The sequence below is a fragment of the Pseudomonas sp. BN414 genome, from assembly GCF_029871275.1.
In the GTDB taxonomy this organism is placed as follows: domain Bacteria; phylum Pseudomonadota; class Gammaproteobacteria; order Pseudomonadales; family Pseudomonadaceae; genus Metapseudomonas; species Metapseudomonas resinovorans_C.
This window is the reverse complement of record NZ_SSOL01000033.1, coordinates 70194-86822: the sequence shown is the minus strand read 5'-3', so window position 1 is coordinate 86822 and position 16629 is coordinate 70194. Positions and strand designations below refer to the sequence as shown.

General features: G+C 66.3%; 12 protein-coding genes. 1 reads left to right on the top strand and 11 read right to left on the bottom strand.

From position 1 onward, the window contains the following. Positions 1-19: 19 nt before the first annotated feature. From E8E95_RS05365 to E8E95_RS05340, 6 genes are all read right to left on the bottom strand, one after another. The gene (locus E8E95_RS05365) at positions 20-2389 is read right to left on the bottom strand and encodes an MMPL family transporter (RefSeq protein WP_280348742.1); all 2370 of its coding nucleotides are present in this window, start codon (positions 2387-2389) and stop codon (positions 20-22) included. Further along, entirely contained in the window at positions 2389-3405 is a 1017-nt protein-coding gene (locus tag E8E95_RS05360) for a YCF48-related protein (RefSeq protein WP_280348740.1), read from the bottom strand. The genes E8E95_RS05365 and E8E95_RS05360 overlap by 1 nt, the downstream gene beginning before the upstream one ends. A gap of 58 nt (positions 3406-3463) precedes the next feature. Next, positions 3464-5086: a DUF1302 domain-containing protein gene (locus E8E95_RS05355; RefSeq protein WP_280348738.1), complete on the bottom strand. Its 1623-nt coding sequence runs from the start codon at positions 5084-5086 to the stop codon at positions 3464-3466. Between the two features lie 154 nt (positions 5087-5240). Beyond that, positions 5241-6614, bottom strand: coding sequence for a DUF1329 domain-containing protein (locus E8E95_RS05350; protein ID WP_280348737.1), 1374 nt, complete (start codon positions 6612-6614; stop codon positions 5241-5243). Between the two features lie 104 nt (positions 6615-6718). Beyond that, the gene (locus tag E8E95_RS05345; protein ID WP_280348735.1) at positions 6719-7909 is read right to left on the bottom strand and encodes a saccharopine dehydrogenase NADP-binding domain-containing protein; all 1191 of its coding nucleotides are present in this window, start codon (positions 7907-7909) and stop codon (positions 6719-6721) included. A 128-nt stretch (positions 7910-8037) separates the two neighbouring features. Next, positions 8038-9405, bottom strand: coding sequence for an FAD-dependent oxidoreductase (locus tag E8E95_RS05340; RefSeq protein ID WP_280348734.1), 1368 nt, complete (start codon positions 9403-9405; stop codon positions 8038-8040). 209 nt (positions 9406-9614) lie between these two features. Here E8E95_RS05340 and E8E95_RS05335 point away from each other — a divergent pair, with 209 nt between their 5' ends. Next, positions 9615-10907, top strand: coding sequence for an MFS transporter (locus E8E95_RS05335; protein ID WP_280348732.1), 1293 nt, complete (start codon positions 9615-9617; stop codon positions 10905-10907). 9 nt (positions 10908-10916) lie between these two features. On the opposite strand, the gene E8E95_RS05330 is transcribed toward E8E95_RS05335, so the two are convergent. The 5 genes from E8E95_RS05330 to E8E95_RS05310 all read right to left on the bottom strand — a co-directional run bounded on the left by E8E95_RS05330 (position 10917) and on the right by E8E95_RS05310 (position 16625). Continuing rightward, positions 10917-12119, bottom strand: a complete 1203-nt coding sequence (locus E8E95_RS05330; RefSeq protein ID WP_280348730.1) for a helix-turn-helix transcriptional regulator — start codon at positions 12117-12119, stop codon at positions 10917-10919. Next, positions 12109-12984: an SDR family oxidoreductase gene (locus E8E95_RS05325; protein ID WP_280348728.1), complete on the bottom strand. Its 876-nt coding sequence runs from the start codon at positions 12982-12984 to the stop codon at positions 12109-12111. Before E8E95_RS05325 ends, E8E95_RS05330 begins: the two co-directional genes overlap by 11 nt. A gap of 114 nt (positions 12985-13098) precedes the next feature. Then, complete coding sequence (locus E8E95_RS05320; protein ID WP_280348726.1) at positions 13099-14247, bottom strand: acetyl-CoA C-acetyltransferase; 1149 nt, start codon at positions 14245-14247, stop codon at positions 13099-13101. Positions 14248-14395: 148 nt separating this feature from the next. Next, complete coding sequence (locus tag E8E95_RS05315; RefSeq protein ID WP_280348724.1) at positions 14396-15448, bottom strand: acyl-CoA dehydrogenase family protein; 1053 nt, start codon at positions 15446-15448, stop codon at positions 14396-14398. Positions 15449-15458: 10 nt separating this feature from the next. After that, entirely contained in the window at positions 15459-16625 is a 1167-nt protein-coding gene (locus tag E8E95_RS05310) for an acyl-CoA dehydrogenase family protein (RefSeq protein ID WP_280348723.1), read from the bottom strand. Between the last annotated feature and the right edge of the window lie 4 nt (positions 16626-16629).

Here is a 16629-nt window from a genome sequence, read left to right as displayed (position 1 = left end):
CTGCGGAAGCCGATGGGGCTCACGCCGAGGCCAGCGCCGTGACGCGGCGGCGCTGCCCTACCCCGAGCCATACCGCCAGGGCTGGTAGCAGGAAGATCGCGCCCAGCACATTGACCAGGAACATGAACGCCAGCAGCACGCCCATGTCGGCCTGGAACTTGAGCGCCGAGAAGGCCCAGGTACCCACGCCGATGGACATGGTCAGCGCGGTGAACACGGCCGCAGTGCCGCGCTGGCACATGGCCTGGTAGAAGGCTTCGCGCAGGTCCAGGCCGTTCGCCATTTCGTGTTGCATGCGCTCGTAGAGGTAGACGCCGTAATCCACGCCCACCCCCACGCCGAGTGCGATCACCGGCAGGGTCGCCACTTTCAGGCCGATGCCGAGCAGGGCCATGAGGGCGTTGCAGAGGATGGTCACCAGCATCAGCGGCACGATCACACAAAGCACCCCGCGCCAGGCCCGGAAGGTCAGCCAGCACAGCAGGGATATCGCCGCGAAGATCGAGCCGAGCATTTGCACCTCGGCCTGCTCGACCGCCTCATTGGTGGCGGCCGCCACGCCGGCGTTGCCGCCACCCAGGCGGAAATTCACATTCGGCGTGTGCTCACTGGCGATGAATTTCTCGACCTCAGCCGTCACGTGCTTCAGGGTCGAGCCCTGGTGGTCGTCGAGGTAGACCAGCAGGTTGAGCACCCGACAGCCCTCGGTGTTCAGGCCCAACTCCGGGTTCGAGGCGCCGCCGCCCGTGCGCAGAGCCGCAGCGTCGCGCTGCAGGGCCGCCCAGCGCGGATTGGCCTCGTTGTTGGCCGCGATGTACAGCTTCACACCGCCGGCCACCGTGCTCACCGACTGCACGCCGGCAACCCCGCGCATGTGCAGGTCGAAGCGTTCGACGGCGTTCATCACCGACCAGTCGAGGCAGGCCTCTTCCAGCCCGGTGGTTTCCACGAACACCGAGAGCACATCCATGCTGATGGCATAGCTGCCGATGATCGCCGCATTGTCCCGGTTGTAGCGCGAATCGCCGTGCAGCTCCGGCGCGCCGGCCCCCACGTCGCCAGTCAGGAGGAACCGCGCCTGGTAGGTGCCAGCCGCCAGCAGCAGGCACATGACGGCCAGACAGGCCAGCGCCGGGCCGGGCTCGGCGAGGCGCGACAGCTGCCACCAGAGCCGATGACGGGCACCCGCCCCGACAGCCGCGTCGCGACTGCCCGGTTCAAGTTGCAGGCGGGAGAGGATGATCGGCAGGAACATCTTGTTGGTGACGATCATCAGGGCCACGCCCAGGCAAGCGGTCAGGCCCAGCTCACGGACGATGGGAATGTCGATCACCATAATGACCATGAAGCCCAGAGCGTTGGCCAGCAAGGCAACGGTGCCCGGCACGGCGAGCTTGCGGAAGGCAGCCTCGGCGGCTTCCCGCGCGCCGGCGCCGGCCAGCACGTCCTGCTTCCAGGCGTTGGTCATCTGCACCGCGTGGGATACGCCGATGGAGAAAATCAGGAAGGGCACCAGCACCGACATCGGGTCGATGCCGTAACCCAGCAGCGGCAGCAGCCCGAGCAGCCAGACCACTGGCAGCAGAGCGACGCCGACCGCCAGCAGCGTGAGTTTCAGTGAGCGGCAATACAGCCACAGCATGGCCGTGGTGATCGCGAAGGCGATGGCGAAGAACAGCACCACCCCCAGCAGGCCGTCCATCACCTCGCCCATGACCTTGGCGAAGCCGACGATCTGGATATCGATCTCGTCGCTACCGTAGGTGGCGCGAATCGACTCCAGGCGCTTCGCCACTGCCGCATAGTCGAGCTTCCTGCCGGTCTGCGGATCAGTCTCCAGCAGGTCCGCCTGGACCATGGCCGAGCGCAGGTCGTTGGCCACCAACTGGCCGATCTCCCCGGACTTGGCCACATTGGAGCGGATCTGCGCCAGACCGGCGCCATTGGCCTCGAAGCGCGACGGCACGACCACGTCGCCGGTGAAGCCGGACTCGGTCACCTCGATGTAGCGCACATTGGGGGTGAACAGGGAGCGCACGCGACTGCGGTTCACTCCGGGGGTGAAGAACACCTCGTCCGTGACCTTGCGCAGCACATCGAGGAAGTGGGCGTTGTAGAGATCGCCCGGCCCCTTCCAGTGCACGCTGACCATGACGCGGTTGGCGCCGGAGAAGGTGGTGCCGTAGTCCTTGAAGGCCGCCATGTAGGGGTGTGAAAGTGGGATCAGCTTGTTGAAACCGGGGTCGAGCCGGGTATCCAGGGCGGAAAAACCGAGACCTGCGGTCAACAGCAGGAACAGGATGCCCAGGGGCAGGCGCCGCGCGATCAGGCCGCGGGCGAGGACGGCGACCAGGCGTTCGGTGCGAGTCGAAGGTGGCGAGTGGGTCATCACGGGGTTCCCTGATGCGACGAGGTGATCGGCATGGTGGTAGGGGCATGGGGCTCTGCGCCGGGCCGTTCGAGCCTGCGTAGGCCGGCGTCGCTGACCAGCAGCCAGGGGCCCGAAGACGGAACCAGGATGTCCGTCAGGTTCTCCTGCCCGGTTTCCCGCAGGACCTGGAAGGACAGGCCCCGGTCATCGCTGGCCAGGACCACACCGCCCTGCCCCGCGAGCAGCAGCCTGCCGTCCGGCAGCAGGGTGCCGGCATAGAGGGACGCCAGCCTGGGCAGTGTGACTGCGGACCAGCTGCGCCCGTTGTCGCTGCTGCGGAACAGGTGTCCGCGCATGCCGTAGGCGACCCAGGTGGCCCCCCCGAGGCTGACGGCGCCATACAGCGAGCCACTGTAGAACGGCTCCACCGTCTGCCAGTTCTCCCCGCCATCCTGGGAACGCAGCAGCGTCCCCGCCTCGCCCAGGATCAGCCAGTTCCGTCGATCCTTCGATGCGGCGATGCCGTTCAGGTGCCAGTCCGTAGGTTCCGGCATCGCCTCGCTTTGCCAGCTCTTGCCGCCATCGCGTGAGCGCAGCACGCGGCCGAAGGCGCCCACGGCCAGCCAATCGCCAGACGGCAGGCGTGCCGCATCCATCAGCGGCTCGCCTGCTTCGGCCTGGAACGCCGACTCCTTCCAGCTGCGCCCGCCATCGGCGGTACGCAGGATCCAGCCTTCGTGGCCCAGGGCCAGGCCGTTGGTGTCGTCGGCGAAGACCAGGCGATTGATCAGCGCCTGGCGCGACGACGGCACGGCCGCGGCGGTCCAGGACCGCCCCTGGTCGCGGGAGATCAGGATATGGCCCAGTTCCCCTGCCATGACCCAGCCCATGCGGGTTACCTCTATCCCGTTGATCTGCATGCGCTCGGCGGGAATCTGCGTCGGCTGCAGCGCCGGCATCGATCTCGGGGCGAAGGCCAGCACACCGGCCAGCCCCACCAGGGCCGAAATCGCGAGCCCTACAAACACTTTCATGGTGCACTCCTTCATGGGCGATGGGCATCCGGTACCCGGATGCCCATCGCCGAAGCGGTCAGAAGCTGTACTTGGCGCTGATCGCCAGGTAATCGCGGTCGGCCAGGGGTCGTTTTTCCAGGTCCGCCTCGCCGAGGAAGGCGTTGTAGGCCATGCCCAGCTCCAGGTTGTTGAGGTACTTGGCGTTGACCCCGACGCTCGCCCGTTTGTCCCCTTCGCCGACCAGGCTGCCGAAGGCACCGGCCACAGCCGGCGCCCCGCGGACCTGATGGGCGAAGGAAACCGGCATCGTCAGATCCCAGCCATCGACCAAGTTGTTCCAGGAGGGCGTCATCAGCAGCTGGTATGCCCAGGAGTTGCGGTCCAGGGTGAGCTGGTCGGATTGCTCGCCGGCGAACTCGAACGGATCAACATCGTTCACGTGCAGGTAGCTGGCTTCGGCAATGAAGGTGGTCTGGTCCGAGAGCCCCATCGGCCCGAGGAGGTAGATGGCGGACAGGTTCGCCTGAGTGGCATCGGCACGCGTTGCCGAGGGGCCGATCAGCGAATCGACCAGGACCGGCACGCCATCCTTGTAGCTGACCTCGCCGGCCACGTTGAAATCGCCCAGGCGCGTCGAGAAGCTCGCCCCAGTCAACGCGATATCGTCGAAATACACCACGTTGTAGTCGGTCGGGAATGCGCCATCGAAGTTCGTCACCACGTTGGGGTTCTTGTCGTGGTAGCGCAGGTAGAAGAGGCTCAACTCGCTCTCGCTACCCAGCGAGAAACGGGTGCTCACCCCCCACTGGCCGCTGTCGCTGGGCTGGTCGTCCGGGGACCGGGGAATGTTGAAACCGGGAGCTGCACGGATGAACTCCGCACCCGGCCCGACCACGTCCGTGTAGGAGAAGTAGGTGCCCACCGGGTCCAGTTCGGTGCGCTTGTACTCGTACTGGTAGTACGCGGCCACGCCGAAATCCGGAGTCAGCTGCCACTGGCCCGAGAACTGGCCGACCGGCAGCAGGATGTCCTTTACCTCGGTGCCCGGCACGTTGGCCTTGGTGGCATCGGCAGGCGACTGGGCACCGGCGATGTTGGGGAAGAACAGGCTTTCCCCCCACTGCACCACCTGGCGTCCGAGACGCACGTTGAGCATGGACTGCTCGGCCGTCTGGAAACTGCCGTAGACGTAGGCATCCAGGAAGCGGCTGCGGCTGCCCGCCAGGTTCTGCGCATGGCTGGTGAAATGGTCGTGGGCGCCGGCCTTGTTCACCGTGTCCGGCGAGTCGTTGTCGTTTTCGTGCTGGTAGACATCGTCGTAGAAACTGCTGGCCCGCACGAAGGCGCCATAGTTCCGGTACTTGATGTCCATCTCGCCTAGCAGGGACACACGATTGTTGATCAGGGCGCCCTGCTTGAAGTTTCGGTCACCATCATCGGCGTTGACCGTGGTGGGCAGCCCCGTGGCCTGATCGACCGGCCCGTCCACCAGGGCCCGCGAGGGATCGTTCAGCCGGTACGCGGCGCCATAAGTCATGTTGACCAGGTAATCGACGCCGATCTCTTCGCCGATGCTGAACTGGCCGGCGGACACGGGCGCGCCGAATGGCACCATCGACAACCCGAGCATCAACTGGCGCAAGCGCCCGCCCCGAACCGCCCTGCTTTCCCGTACCAGATTGCCTGCGAAATGCTTCATCTACAGTCTCCTGTTCCGCGTGCCGGCCTCGCCAAGTCAGCGGGCACGGGCGCGCAGCCGCACGCCCTGGCGGCGGTCGTGCCGTCGCCAGGGCTGTCGTCATATGAAAGGTTTGGTGAATAAATTCCGTGTCCGGGCGCCGCGCCCGGCACGCTTACTTACCCGACTGGCGCAACAGGTCGGTGGTGAACATGAACGGCTTCAGCCGGTCGCCATTGACCCTCGGTGCAAGGAGTTCACTGGTCAGGCGGTCGGCCAGGTAGGCCCCGGACACCAGGTCGTGATAGACGGTGACGCCCGCGTGGAACAGCTTCGCGCCATAGGCGTAATAGGTGTTCATGAAGTTGGTGCGCCACAACTCGCCATGGGCGTCGTAGTTGTCGGCCATCACGGCATTCCAGGTGTCTTCGTCCACATACAGGACGCGCTTGGCGTACTGATGGCGGTAGCCTTCCTTCAGGGTCGCCTCCAGCACCCAGACTCGGTGCAGTTCGTAGCGCATGAACTGCGAATCGATGCTGCCGGTCTTGAGGAGGGCGTCGTACTTGATCCCTGCAGCCTCCAGGCGATAACCGTTGTACGGGATGAACATCTCGCGCTTGCCCACGAGCTTCCAGTCGTAGCGTTCCGGCGAGCCGTTGAAGAGACGGTCGTCGTCGATGGTACGGAAGCCGCCCACCCCCAACGGCATGTCGAAGCCGAATCCGGGAGACTGGCGGACCCTTCGCGTGCCCGGGTTGTAGGTCCAGCTGGTCTGCGGATTCTTCGCCTCGTTGAAGTAGGTGTAGGTCAGCATCACCTCGCCCTTCTGCCGTTCGGGCTTGAGGATGGTCACCCGCGCGTAGGCGAAGATGCCCTCGGTCGGCTTGCCGACATTTTCCGCGTCGCTGGTCTGGTCGAGGATTTCGTAACGCATGCGCCCCCAGGCCACATTGCCGTCCGGGTAGACCACGGCCTGGTCGTACACCGCATCTTCCTGGTTGGCATAGGCCGGCAGCAGGATGTTGCGCAGCAACTGGTCACCGCTCTTCGGGATGGGGAACGGTGTCCCGCCTTTCAGTGCACGCACCCCCATGTTGCCGTCTTCCAGCTCCGCGCTGACCGCATTCTTGCGGGTGAGGTCGCACCGGAAGTCCTCGTAGCGGAAATCGCGATGGCTCGGGTAAACAGGGATGGACACGCTGTCGGGATACTTTTTCAGCAGCGCCTTCTGCCCATCGGAAAGCTTGTCCGCATACTGCGCCATGTTCTTCGCGGTGACGACGAACAGCGGCTTTTCAGAGGCATAGGGATCGGGGTGGCGCTTGCCCAGGCCGCCGAACGCTACGCCCGGCGGAGTCCCCAGCCACTGCCCGCCGAAGGGTGGGATGGAGCCATCGGCGTTACCCGCCTTTTCCGCGCCGATACAGGTGAGGTCTCCACCCAGCTTCGCGGCCTCGCTCTCGCTGACCACGGCCCAGGCCCCTTGGGCGACCAGCATCGCCGCTGCGAGCAGCGGCAACGTCCTGCGCAATCTCATGTTCATCATGCTTCTTGTTGTCCTGTTGGGGGCCAGCCCTCCAGCGGAGGGCGACCCCGGATTGGTCGACAGGTCGTTGCGGCGCCATCGTTGCCCGGCGGCGCCGACGATCTTCAGGCATAGCAATCGCGCTTGAGCACCGTTTCCGTTTCGATCAGGCGGCCGCCGGTCTCCTTCGCGAAGGCACGAACGTAAGCCTCTGCGTCAAGGCAGACCTCGGGCGCCAGCAGGCCCTCGCCGGTGACGCAACCAGCCAGCCAGGCCTCGATGACCAGACGGGCGCAGGTCGGGGTGGGGTCGGGGGTGCTGTCCTCGACCTGCTCGGTGGGCAGGTCCAGGTGGTGCTCCAGCACGCAGCGCACTTCGTTGCCGTTGCGCTCGCCCACCACTTCCACGCGGGAGGCGACGGCCCAGGGCTCGTCCGAAAGGTCGACGGTGACGCTCGCGCGGCCGACCTCGCTGGCCAGGTGGTGGGTGAGGAACTTGAGCGGCGAAATGCCCAGGCCTTCGATCACCTCGGAACTGCCAAGCCCCAGGTCGATCAGCGAACGCCAGACTTCAGCGCCGGCCTCGGGGAAGAAGGCGATGCGGTTGGTCACCTGGTCCAGCCCCTTGATGAAGTGCGGCAGGGTGACGGTTTCGCCATGGCCGATGAAGAACGACGGGTAGGCCTTGAATGGCGCCGCATAGGGCACCTCCAGCCGGCCGCCCCAGCCCGGCATCTTGCGATACTCGCCGTCGACGAACTGCACCACGTCGTCGGCGGTGATGTGCATCATGTGGTCGATCACAGAAGGCGACAGCAGGTCCGGCACGAAGGGCACCGCGGTGGCCAGGTGAATTTCGCGCACCTTGTCGAGGCGGTCGGCGAGCATCTTGGCCATCACATTGGTCAGGCCCGGCGTCGAGCCGCAACCGATGACCAGCTTGACCCCCGCCTCCAGCGCGCGCTGGTTCCAGATTGGGTCGAGGAACAGGGTCTCGGCGACATCGTGGTCGTCGTTGATGTCGATGTAGTCGACCCGTGCCCGCAGCGCCGCCTCGATGACCGGAACGGCGCTGCGATAGAACGGCCCCACGGCGTTGAAGACCAGGTCCACACCGTCGAGCAACGCGTCCAGCCTGGCCGGATCACGAATGTCGGCTTTGACGGCACTGGCCCGCGGGCCGAGCGAGCCGGCCAGTTTCTCAGCGGCTTCGAGGTTGAGGTCGCCGATGATGCATTCGACTTCGGGGTTACGGGGCAGCAACTGGCGCGCGACATTCGCGCCGACGTTTCCGCAGCCCAACAGCAAGACTCTCATTCTTAAATCTCCACCTTTTGTTTTTGTCTTATGGCGATTCATGACCGCCGGATCACGCCTTCCCGGGCGGGACATCCATGCCCGATAGTCCTCGCCGGTTTTTCTGGCGTTACCAGCCAACGCGTTCCTCAGACGAGGTTGAACCTGTCGGCCCAGCGGGCCGCGGGAATCAGTACGCGTCGGATCTTGGTTTCGAACAGGCCGGGGCACTGCACGGCCTTGGGGATTTCCAGTGGGAGCAGGCAGTCCTGCAGGCGGTCGCTGGCCAGTGCGTCAGCCAGGTTGACGCCCAGCATCGGACCCATGACGTTGCCCCAGGAGCCGAAGTTCATCAGGGCCAACACGCCATCGGCGGCCCGGTACAACTTCGGGTAGGACGCGTCGTAGACCGAGGACGAATTGGCGGTCATGCCGGTCCAGTACGACTCCATCTCGATGGGGGTATCGCGGAGCTGCGGGTAGGTGCGCCGCAGGTAACGCAGGAAGTAGGTGAAATGATCCGCCGCGCGCTGCGCGCGGCCCGCGCCCGGAATGGTCGCGGTGATGAGCCGGTCGCGGCCGTCGATGATCAGCGGATACAGGCCCGTCGGATACTGCATGAGGGTGACCCGGGCCGGATTGACGATGTCCAGGACCGCCCGAGGCAACGGTCGCGTCGCCATGCCGCAGGCCACCAACGGGAACTGGGTGCGGTTCAGTTCCGGGAAGAAGAAGTTGCCGGCATGACCGTTGGTGCAGATCACCACCTGCTGCGCGTTCACGCTTCCGGTGGCGGTGCGCACGCACCAGTACGCTGTGCGCCGCTCGCAGGACAGCACGCTGGAATTGCCGTACACCCTGGCGCCCAGGCGGGCGGCGGCGGCAATCATGCCGTTGGTGAAGAGATAGGGATTGACCCGGCCGCCTTCACGCCAGTGGATGCCGTGGCTGTAAGCGCTGGTGCCCAACAGCTCCTTGAGGCGCTCCGCGCCGACCAGGTCGACGTCGTAGCCGAAGGCCTTCCACTGCTTGACCTTTTCCTCAAGCGCGACATGCCGGCGGCAGGCCGCATCGACCATGCCGGACTTCACTGCATCGGCCTCCAGCCCATGCCGGCGACAAAGATCGAAGACCACGTCGCGGTGCTCGATGAAGTACTCGGTGAAGCGCCGCCCCTGGTCGGCATGGGCACGCAGGGGAGCGAACGAAGCCAGATACGGCTGCACATGGCCGGCATTGCGGCCGGAGGCGCCACTGCCCGGCTGGTCGGCTTCCAGCACGACGACACGCACGCCGTTCTCGGCCAGGCGCAGGGCCAGGGAAGAGCCGACCAGCCCGGCGCCGACCACGACAACATCTGCCTCAATGTCGTGGTCCAGCGCCGGGTAGGCCGGAATTTGCCGTGGCATCGGCCAGCCACTGAAGCGAATGGGCACCAACCCCGACTCATACGCCTCCGAGACAGGAAAGAGCGCCACCTGTCCCGTCATCGCACGCCGATATTCACTCCAGCTCACTGCCGTCTCCTCGAATGCAATTCAGAACCCTTGCTTGGGACTGATCGAGGCTGAACGGAATCTGACCGCCTCTGCCTGCCACAGCGGTTTCGATCCTATTGAGGAGGCCAATCGACGCTCCAGTACCAACTGGTACTGCTGAGCGAGATAGGCCGCTGGGTAGACTCCGGACCAGGCATCCCGGCCCATCATCTTCAGAGAGAATCAGCATGGCGCGTTGGCAACAGACGGCAGCGGCACTGGACAACGCGACGGCAGCGCAGGACTTCACCATTCCTCCGGCGAGGGTTCCGGCGCTGCCGGACCAGCGCCAGGGGTGGCGCCTGGTCCTCGGCCTGGCGCTGGTGCTGTGCGTGATCTTCGGCACGACCCTCAACGCCCTCGGCCTCTATACCCTGCCGATCAGCACAGCGCTGCACAGCACCAGTGAACAGGCCGCGCGCATCGCCACCGCCTTCATGGTCAGCATGACCCTGGCCATGCCCCTGGCCGGCTGGCTGCTGGACCGCACCGCACCGCGCCTGGTGATGACCGCCGGTGCCGCCCTGGCGGCACTGGGCTACCTGCTCGCCGCCCGCAGCCCCGACATTGACCGGCTGACCCTTGCCCTGGCACTGGGCGGCCTGGGCGTCGGCGCCTCCACCTATGTCCCGGCCATTACCCTGGCCACGCGCTGGATCGCGCCCGAACGGCAGGGCCTGGCCTTCGGCGTCCTGCTCGGCGGCGCCGCCATGGGGGCCGTCGTCTTTCCCATCGGGCTGACCCACCTCATCAGCACGCTCGGCTGGCGCGACGCCATGCAAGCCAGCGCCGCTCTGATCCTGCTCGTCTGCATGCCCTTGCTGCTGTGGCTGGCGCGCTTGCCCGACGCCAGCATGACGGCGAGCCGGAACGCGACAGAGGAGGTCCCTGGCCACGGTATCGGCCAGGTCCTGCGCATGCCCCGCTACTGGCTGTGGATCGCCATGCAATTGCTCCTGACCCTGAGCAGCCTGGGCATCTACATCGCCCTGGTGCCCTATCTGGTATCGGCCGGCTATTCAGCTCAGACCGCCGCCGTTTTCTATGCCGGAATCGGCGCCGCGGCGCTGGCGGGCAACTTCCTCTTCGGGGCCGTGAGCCATCGCTGGGAAGCCAGGAACATCCTCCTGCTCGGAAACGCCGTTGGCACCGCCGGCATCCTCTGTCTGCTGGTGGCGCCCCACCCGGCGCTGGGCCTACTGGCGGTCGTGGCGTTTTCCCTGAGCTGGGGCACCACCTTCAACCTGGTCAACCAACTCTCGCCGCTGCTCCTGGTGCAAGCCATGGGACAACGCAATTTCGGCAGCCTGCTGGGCATTGGCAACCTGGTCGCCGGACTCGGCTCGGCGTTCGGTCCGCAACTCGTCGGCCACCTGGTCGACGCCACCCACACCTACACGCCCGCCCTGCTGCTGTGCGCGGTGCTGGCGGCTTCGGCCTCGCTGCCGATCGCCTTGCAGGGGCACCGGCACGTGGACTAGGAGGGAGGGTCAGCGCAGGAGGGCGAAGCTCTTGCAGAGGATCCGCACCAGGTCGGTCTGTCCCTTGATGCCGAGCTTCGCGTAGATGTTCTTCGAGTAATTGCGCGCGGCGGTCACCGCGATGCCCATCTCGCCGGCGGCTTCGCTGATGGTCTGGCCGCAGGCCAGCAACGCGGACAGCCTGGCTTCCTGGCGGGTCAGGTCCAGCAGTTGGGCGATCAGCTCCGCCGGAAATCCGCGCGGCACCGGCTGCATGGCCTGGTTCTCGGTCAGCTCCGAGAGGTAGATGATCACGCTCGGCACATGGCGGCCCTGGTAGTAATCGAGCAAGGGCGCCGGCGCGGCCAGCATGCCCAGCAACACGCCATCCTGGGCCTGCAGGCGCACCAATTCGCCACGATAGGCAGCGCCTTCCCAGGCTCTGGCGGCGATGGCGCTGGCGATCGCCGCATCCAGGGCGCGCTGGGTCGCGCGGTCCTGAAGCTGCATGCGCCCATGGCTGAGTTCGATGCCCGGGTGCTTGCCGATGATGGCCCTGGCTGCCCGGTTCACGCACAGCAGCCGCCCTTCGCCATCCAGCAGCAGGCAGCCCAGCACCAGGTGATCCAGGCAGCCCTCGTAGATCGAGCGTTCCGCCTCCTGGCGCTGTAGCCGTGCGTAGAGCCCGAGGGCGCGGAAAAGGTGCGACAGCAGGTTCCTGATCAGCTCCACGTCGCTGGACGAGAAGCCCTGTTCCGGCGCTTTGTGCCCACGCACCACGTCGACCCAGCAGCGCATGCCGCCGGGCTCGGCGAAGCAGGTGCGCAGACAGCTGGCGACTTCGAAGGAACGCATGAAGTCGGCGCAATCGGGTTCCACATCGCGCGGACCGAAAACGAGAATATCGCCCGGCAGCACCGACTCGGGGTCCAACAGCTCGATATGCGTGAAGCGCTCGCGGTAAATCCGTTCGGCCAGCAGCCAGTCCGTATCGTCATGGGGCTCGACGGACATCACCTGGACATCGGAGGGGCGGTCATCGGAATGATGCAGGGTGACCGTGACATTGCGCGCCGCCAGCGCATGCCGCAGGCGCTCGGCCAGGCCGAACCAGGGGATGGTTTCGTTCAGGCCTTCGTAGACCAGCCCGATCAGTTCAGGCAATAGGGCGACGCTGGCGCCCGGAACCTGGGTTACCGGGCGCCTCAGTAGAACGACGGGCTCAGCTGCCATACACCTTCTGCGCCGGCACGGCCTCGGCCAGCAGTTGCTGCACCACCCCGCCCAGTTCCTCCGGCGCGAAGCGCGCACCCTTGTCGAACTCGGGGCCACGGCGCCAGCCGTCGGCGATGGAGAGTTTGCCGCCTTCCACTTCGAACATGCGCCCGGTGATGGCTTGCGAGTCTTCGGAGCCGAGCCAGACCACCAAGGGGGCGACGTTCTCAGGGGCAAAGTGGTCGAAGCCGTCTTCGGGCTTCTTCATTACGTCGGCGAACACGTCTTCGGTCATGCCCGTGCGCGCGGCCGGGGCCAGGGCGTTGGCGGTGATGCCGTAGCGCGCCAGCTCGGCGGCCTGCACCAGGGTCAGAGAGGCGATACCGCCTTTGGCCGCGGCATAGTTGGACTGGCCGATGGAGCCCTGAAGGCCGGCGCCGGAGCTGGTGTTGATGATCCGCGCCTTGACCGCGACGCCGCCCTTGGCCTGTTCGCGCCAGTGCTTCACGGCGTGGCTGGCGAGGCAGAAATGGCCCTTCAGGTGCACCGCCATGACGGCGTCCCAGTCAGCTTCAGTGAGGCTGGCGAACATGCGGTCGCGGCAGATGCCGGCGTTGTTCACCAGCACGTGCAGGTCGCCGAAGGCTTCGATGGCCTGGCGGACGATTTCACCGGCAGCGGCGTAGTGGGTGATGTCGCCATTGTTGGCAATGGCCTGTCCGCCAGCGGCACGGATTTGTGCGACCACGGCTTCGGCGGCCGGCAGGTTAATGTCGTTGACCAGTACCTTGGCGCCTTCGGCGGCAAAGGCCAGGGCGTATGCCCGGCCCAGCCCGCCGCCGGCGCCGGTGATGATGACGGAGCGGTTTTGGCAGATTGGCATGTGGGGTTCTCCGGTAGTTTCGTAGGTTGGGCAGAGCGCAGCGAAGCCCAACGTCGGTGCGGGGGTTTTGTTGGGCTTCGCGTAGCTCAGCCCAACCTACGGTCCAGCACGGGCTCAGAGCCTTTCGATGATGGTCACGTTCGCCTGGCCGCCGCCTTCGCACATGGTCTGCAGGCCGAAGCGGCCGCCGCTGCGTTCCAGCTCATGCAGCAGGGTGCACATCAGGCGGGTGCCGGTGGCGCCCAGGGGGTGGCCGAGGGCGATGGCGCCGCCGTTGACGTTGGTGCGTTCATGGGGGTAGCCGGTTTCCTTCAGCCAGGCCAGGGCGACCGAAGCAAAGGCTTCGTTGATCTCTACCCGGTCGATGTCTTCCAGCTTCATGCCGGCGCGCTTGAGCGCGTACTCGGTGGCGGGAATCGGCGCGGTGAGCATCCACACCGGGTCGTCGGCACGTACGCTCATGTGGTGGATGCGGGCACGGGGCTTCAGGTTGTAGCGCTTGAGCGCAGCCTCGGAAACCACCAGCAGTGCGCTGGCGCCATCGCAGGTCTGGCTGGATACGCCGGCGGTGACGCGGTCGCAGCCGAACAGGGTTTCCAGTTCGGCCATCTTGTCGAGGCTGGTCTGACGCGGGGTCTCGTCGTGCTCGACGCCGGCCAGCGGCACGATCTCGCGGGCGAAGCGGCCTTCCGCAATGGCGTGCAGGGCGCGGCGATGGGACTCCAGGGAGTATGCCTCCAACGCCTCGCGCGACAGGCCCCAGCGCTCGGCGATCATCTGTGCCGAGCGGAACTGGGTCGGCGGCACCTTGCCGTAGCGCTTCACCCAGCCTTCGGAGCCGGAGAACGGGTCGGTGAAGCCCAACGGTTCGGCGGCAGTCATGGCCGAGGAAATCGGAATCTGCGTCATGGTCTGCACGCCACCGGCGATCACTACATCCTGCGTGCCGCTCATCACGGCCTGCGCGGCGAAGTGCACGGCCTGCTGGGACGAGCCGCACTGGCGGTCGATGGTGGTGCCGGGCACGGCCTGGTCGAGGCCAGCGGCCAGCCAGCAGGTGCGGGCGATGTCACCGGCCAGCGGGCCGATGGTGTCGACGCAGCCGAAGATCACGTCGTCGTAGTCGGCGTCGGGAATGGAGTTACGGGCGACCAGTTCGCGCAGTACATGGGCGCCCAGGTCAGCGGCGTGGATCTTGCTCAGGCCACCCTTGCGCCGGCCGGTGGGCGTGCGCAGGGCGTCGACTATGTAGGCTTCGGGCATGAGGTGGTCTCTTTGTAAGGGTGAAGTCGGTAGCCCTCTCCCCAGCCCTCTCCCTTAAGGGAGAGGGGGCTGTCCGTGCACGGTATGGCAGGCGCGAGTCACCCCTCTCCTCTTCAGGGAGAGGGGCCGGGGGAGAGGGCGCTATCAATCAGAAGGTATTCCCCGCCCCCGGCTCGACGGCGCCGGAAAACAGCGCTTGGCGCACCCGCGCCTTGTGCCAGCCACGGTCGCCCCAGACTTTGTCCAGGGCCCAGGCGCGTTTCATGAAGAGTTGCAGGTCCACTTCCCAGGTGTATCCCATGGCGCCGTGGGTCTGGATGGCGTTCTTCGCCGCCAGCAGCGCGGCCTCGGTGCAGGCGAGGCGGGCGTGGGAAACCTGTACGTCCTGTTCCGGCAGCCCCTGGGCGACGGCATGGGCGGCGCGGTAGAGCGGGCCCTTGGCGAACTCGATCTGCACGGCGACGTTGGCCATCAGGTGCTTCACGGCCTGGAATGAACCCACCGGTTTGCCGAACTGCTTGCGCTCGAAGCTGTAGTCCACCGCCAGGTCGACCATGCGCTTGGCCAGGCCGAGCAGCTGGGCGGCGGTGCCCAGCGCGCCCCGGTTCTTCGCGGCGGCCCACAGCGCCCGGCCCTGCTCGCCTTCGGCCACGCGGGTCTCCGCGCTCGGCGTCCAGTCAACGCGGAACAGCTGGCGGCTCGGGTCCACCGATTCGTTGCGGGTGAACTGCACCTGCTCGGGCAGCACGGCGTGTACTTCATCGCCATGGGGCAGCAGCAACAGATCGGCCACATGGGCGTCGGCCACCAGCGGGTTGCCCGGCTCGCCCACAGCAAGGCGGGCCTTGCCTTCGGCGATGCGGGTCAGCCATTCGCCTTGCAGGTCGAGCTGGTTCGTCAGGGCGGCAAGCAGCGGCACGCCGATGAGCATGGTGTCCACCAGGGGCTCGGGCAGGCCCGCGTAGCCGCACTCCTGGGCCAATAGGACGAAGTCCAGTTCGTTCATGTCCAGGCCGCCGAAGCCGTCCGGCACGGTCAGGGCGGTGAGGCCAAGTTCGGTGAGCTGCCCCCAGAGCGCATCGCTGCGGCCGCTCTCGGTCCGCCAGAGCTCGCGGATGCGTTCCGGGATCACTTCGTTGGTGAGGAAGGCACGCACATTGTCCTGGAACAGCAGTTGGTCGTCGCTGAAGGTGAAGTCCATGGCGCGCTCCTCAGGCTCGCGGCATGCCGAGCATGCGCTCGGCGATGATGTTGCGTTGGATCTCGTTGGTGCCGGCGTAGATGGGGCCGGCCTGGGCGAACAGGAAACCGTCCAGCCAGTGGCCGACATCGCCCGCGTCCGGTGCTTCCGGCAGCAGTTCGCCGCGCAGGCCGAGGATCGACAGCGCCGTCTCGTGCATACGCTGGTCCAGTTCGGACCAGAAGATCTTGTTCGTCGAGGATTCGGGGCCGATCTTGCCGCCCTTCACCAGCCGCGATGCGGTCATGTAGGTGTTCAGGGTGTAGGCCTCGGCATCCATCCAGGCGCGCATCACGGCTTCGCCGATGGCCGGGTCCAGGTCGGCCTGCTCGCGGTTGGCCAGGTAGAGCTGCACCAGGCGCCGCGCGGTTTCCTGGAAGCGGGCTGGCGAGCGCAGCATCAGGCCGCGTTCGAAGCCAGCGGTGGACATCGCCACATGCCAGCCCATGCCCTCCCCGCCCAGGACGTTTTCCACCGGCACTTCCACGTCATCGAAGAAGATTTCGGCGAAGCCCGGCAGGCCGTTGAGCTGCGGAATCGGCCGCACGGTGATACCGGGGCTGTTCAGCGGCAGGAGGATGAAGGTCAGGCCGTGGTGACGGCTGGACTGCGGGTCGCTGCGGAACAGGCCGAACAGCCAGTCGGCCCAGACGGCGCGGGTGGACCAGGTCTTCTGGCCGTTGATCACATAGACATCGCCCTTGCGCTCGGCACGGCAACGGATGGCGGCCATGTCCGAGCCCGCATTCGGTTCGGACCAGCCCTGGGCCCAGATTTCTTCACCGGTGGCCATCTTCGGCAGGAAGCGCTCCTGCTGCGCAGCGGTGCCGAACTCCATCAGGGTCGGGCCGAGCAGGAAGATGCCATTCTGGTTGACCCGTGCCGGGGCGCCGGCGCGGTAATACTCCTCTTCGAAGATCAGCCACTCGATCAGGTCGCAGCCGCGACCGCCGAGTTCCTTGGGCCAGGTCACCATGCCCCAACGACCTTCGTTGAGCTTCGCCTCCCAGGCGCGGTGCTGGCGGAAGCCTTCCTCGCAATCGAAGGATTGCAGCTGTTCAGCCGGCACGTTGGCCGCCAGCCAGGAGCGGACCTCCTCACGGAAGGCCCGCTGTTCGGATGTGTAGGTCAGTTCCATGGCT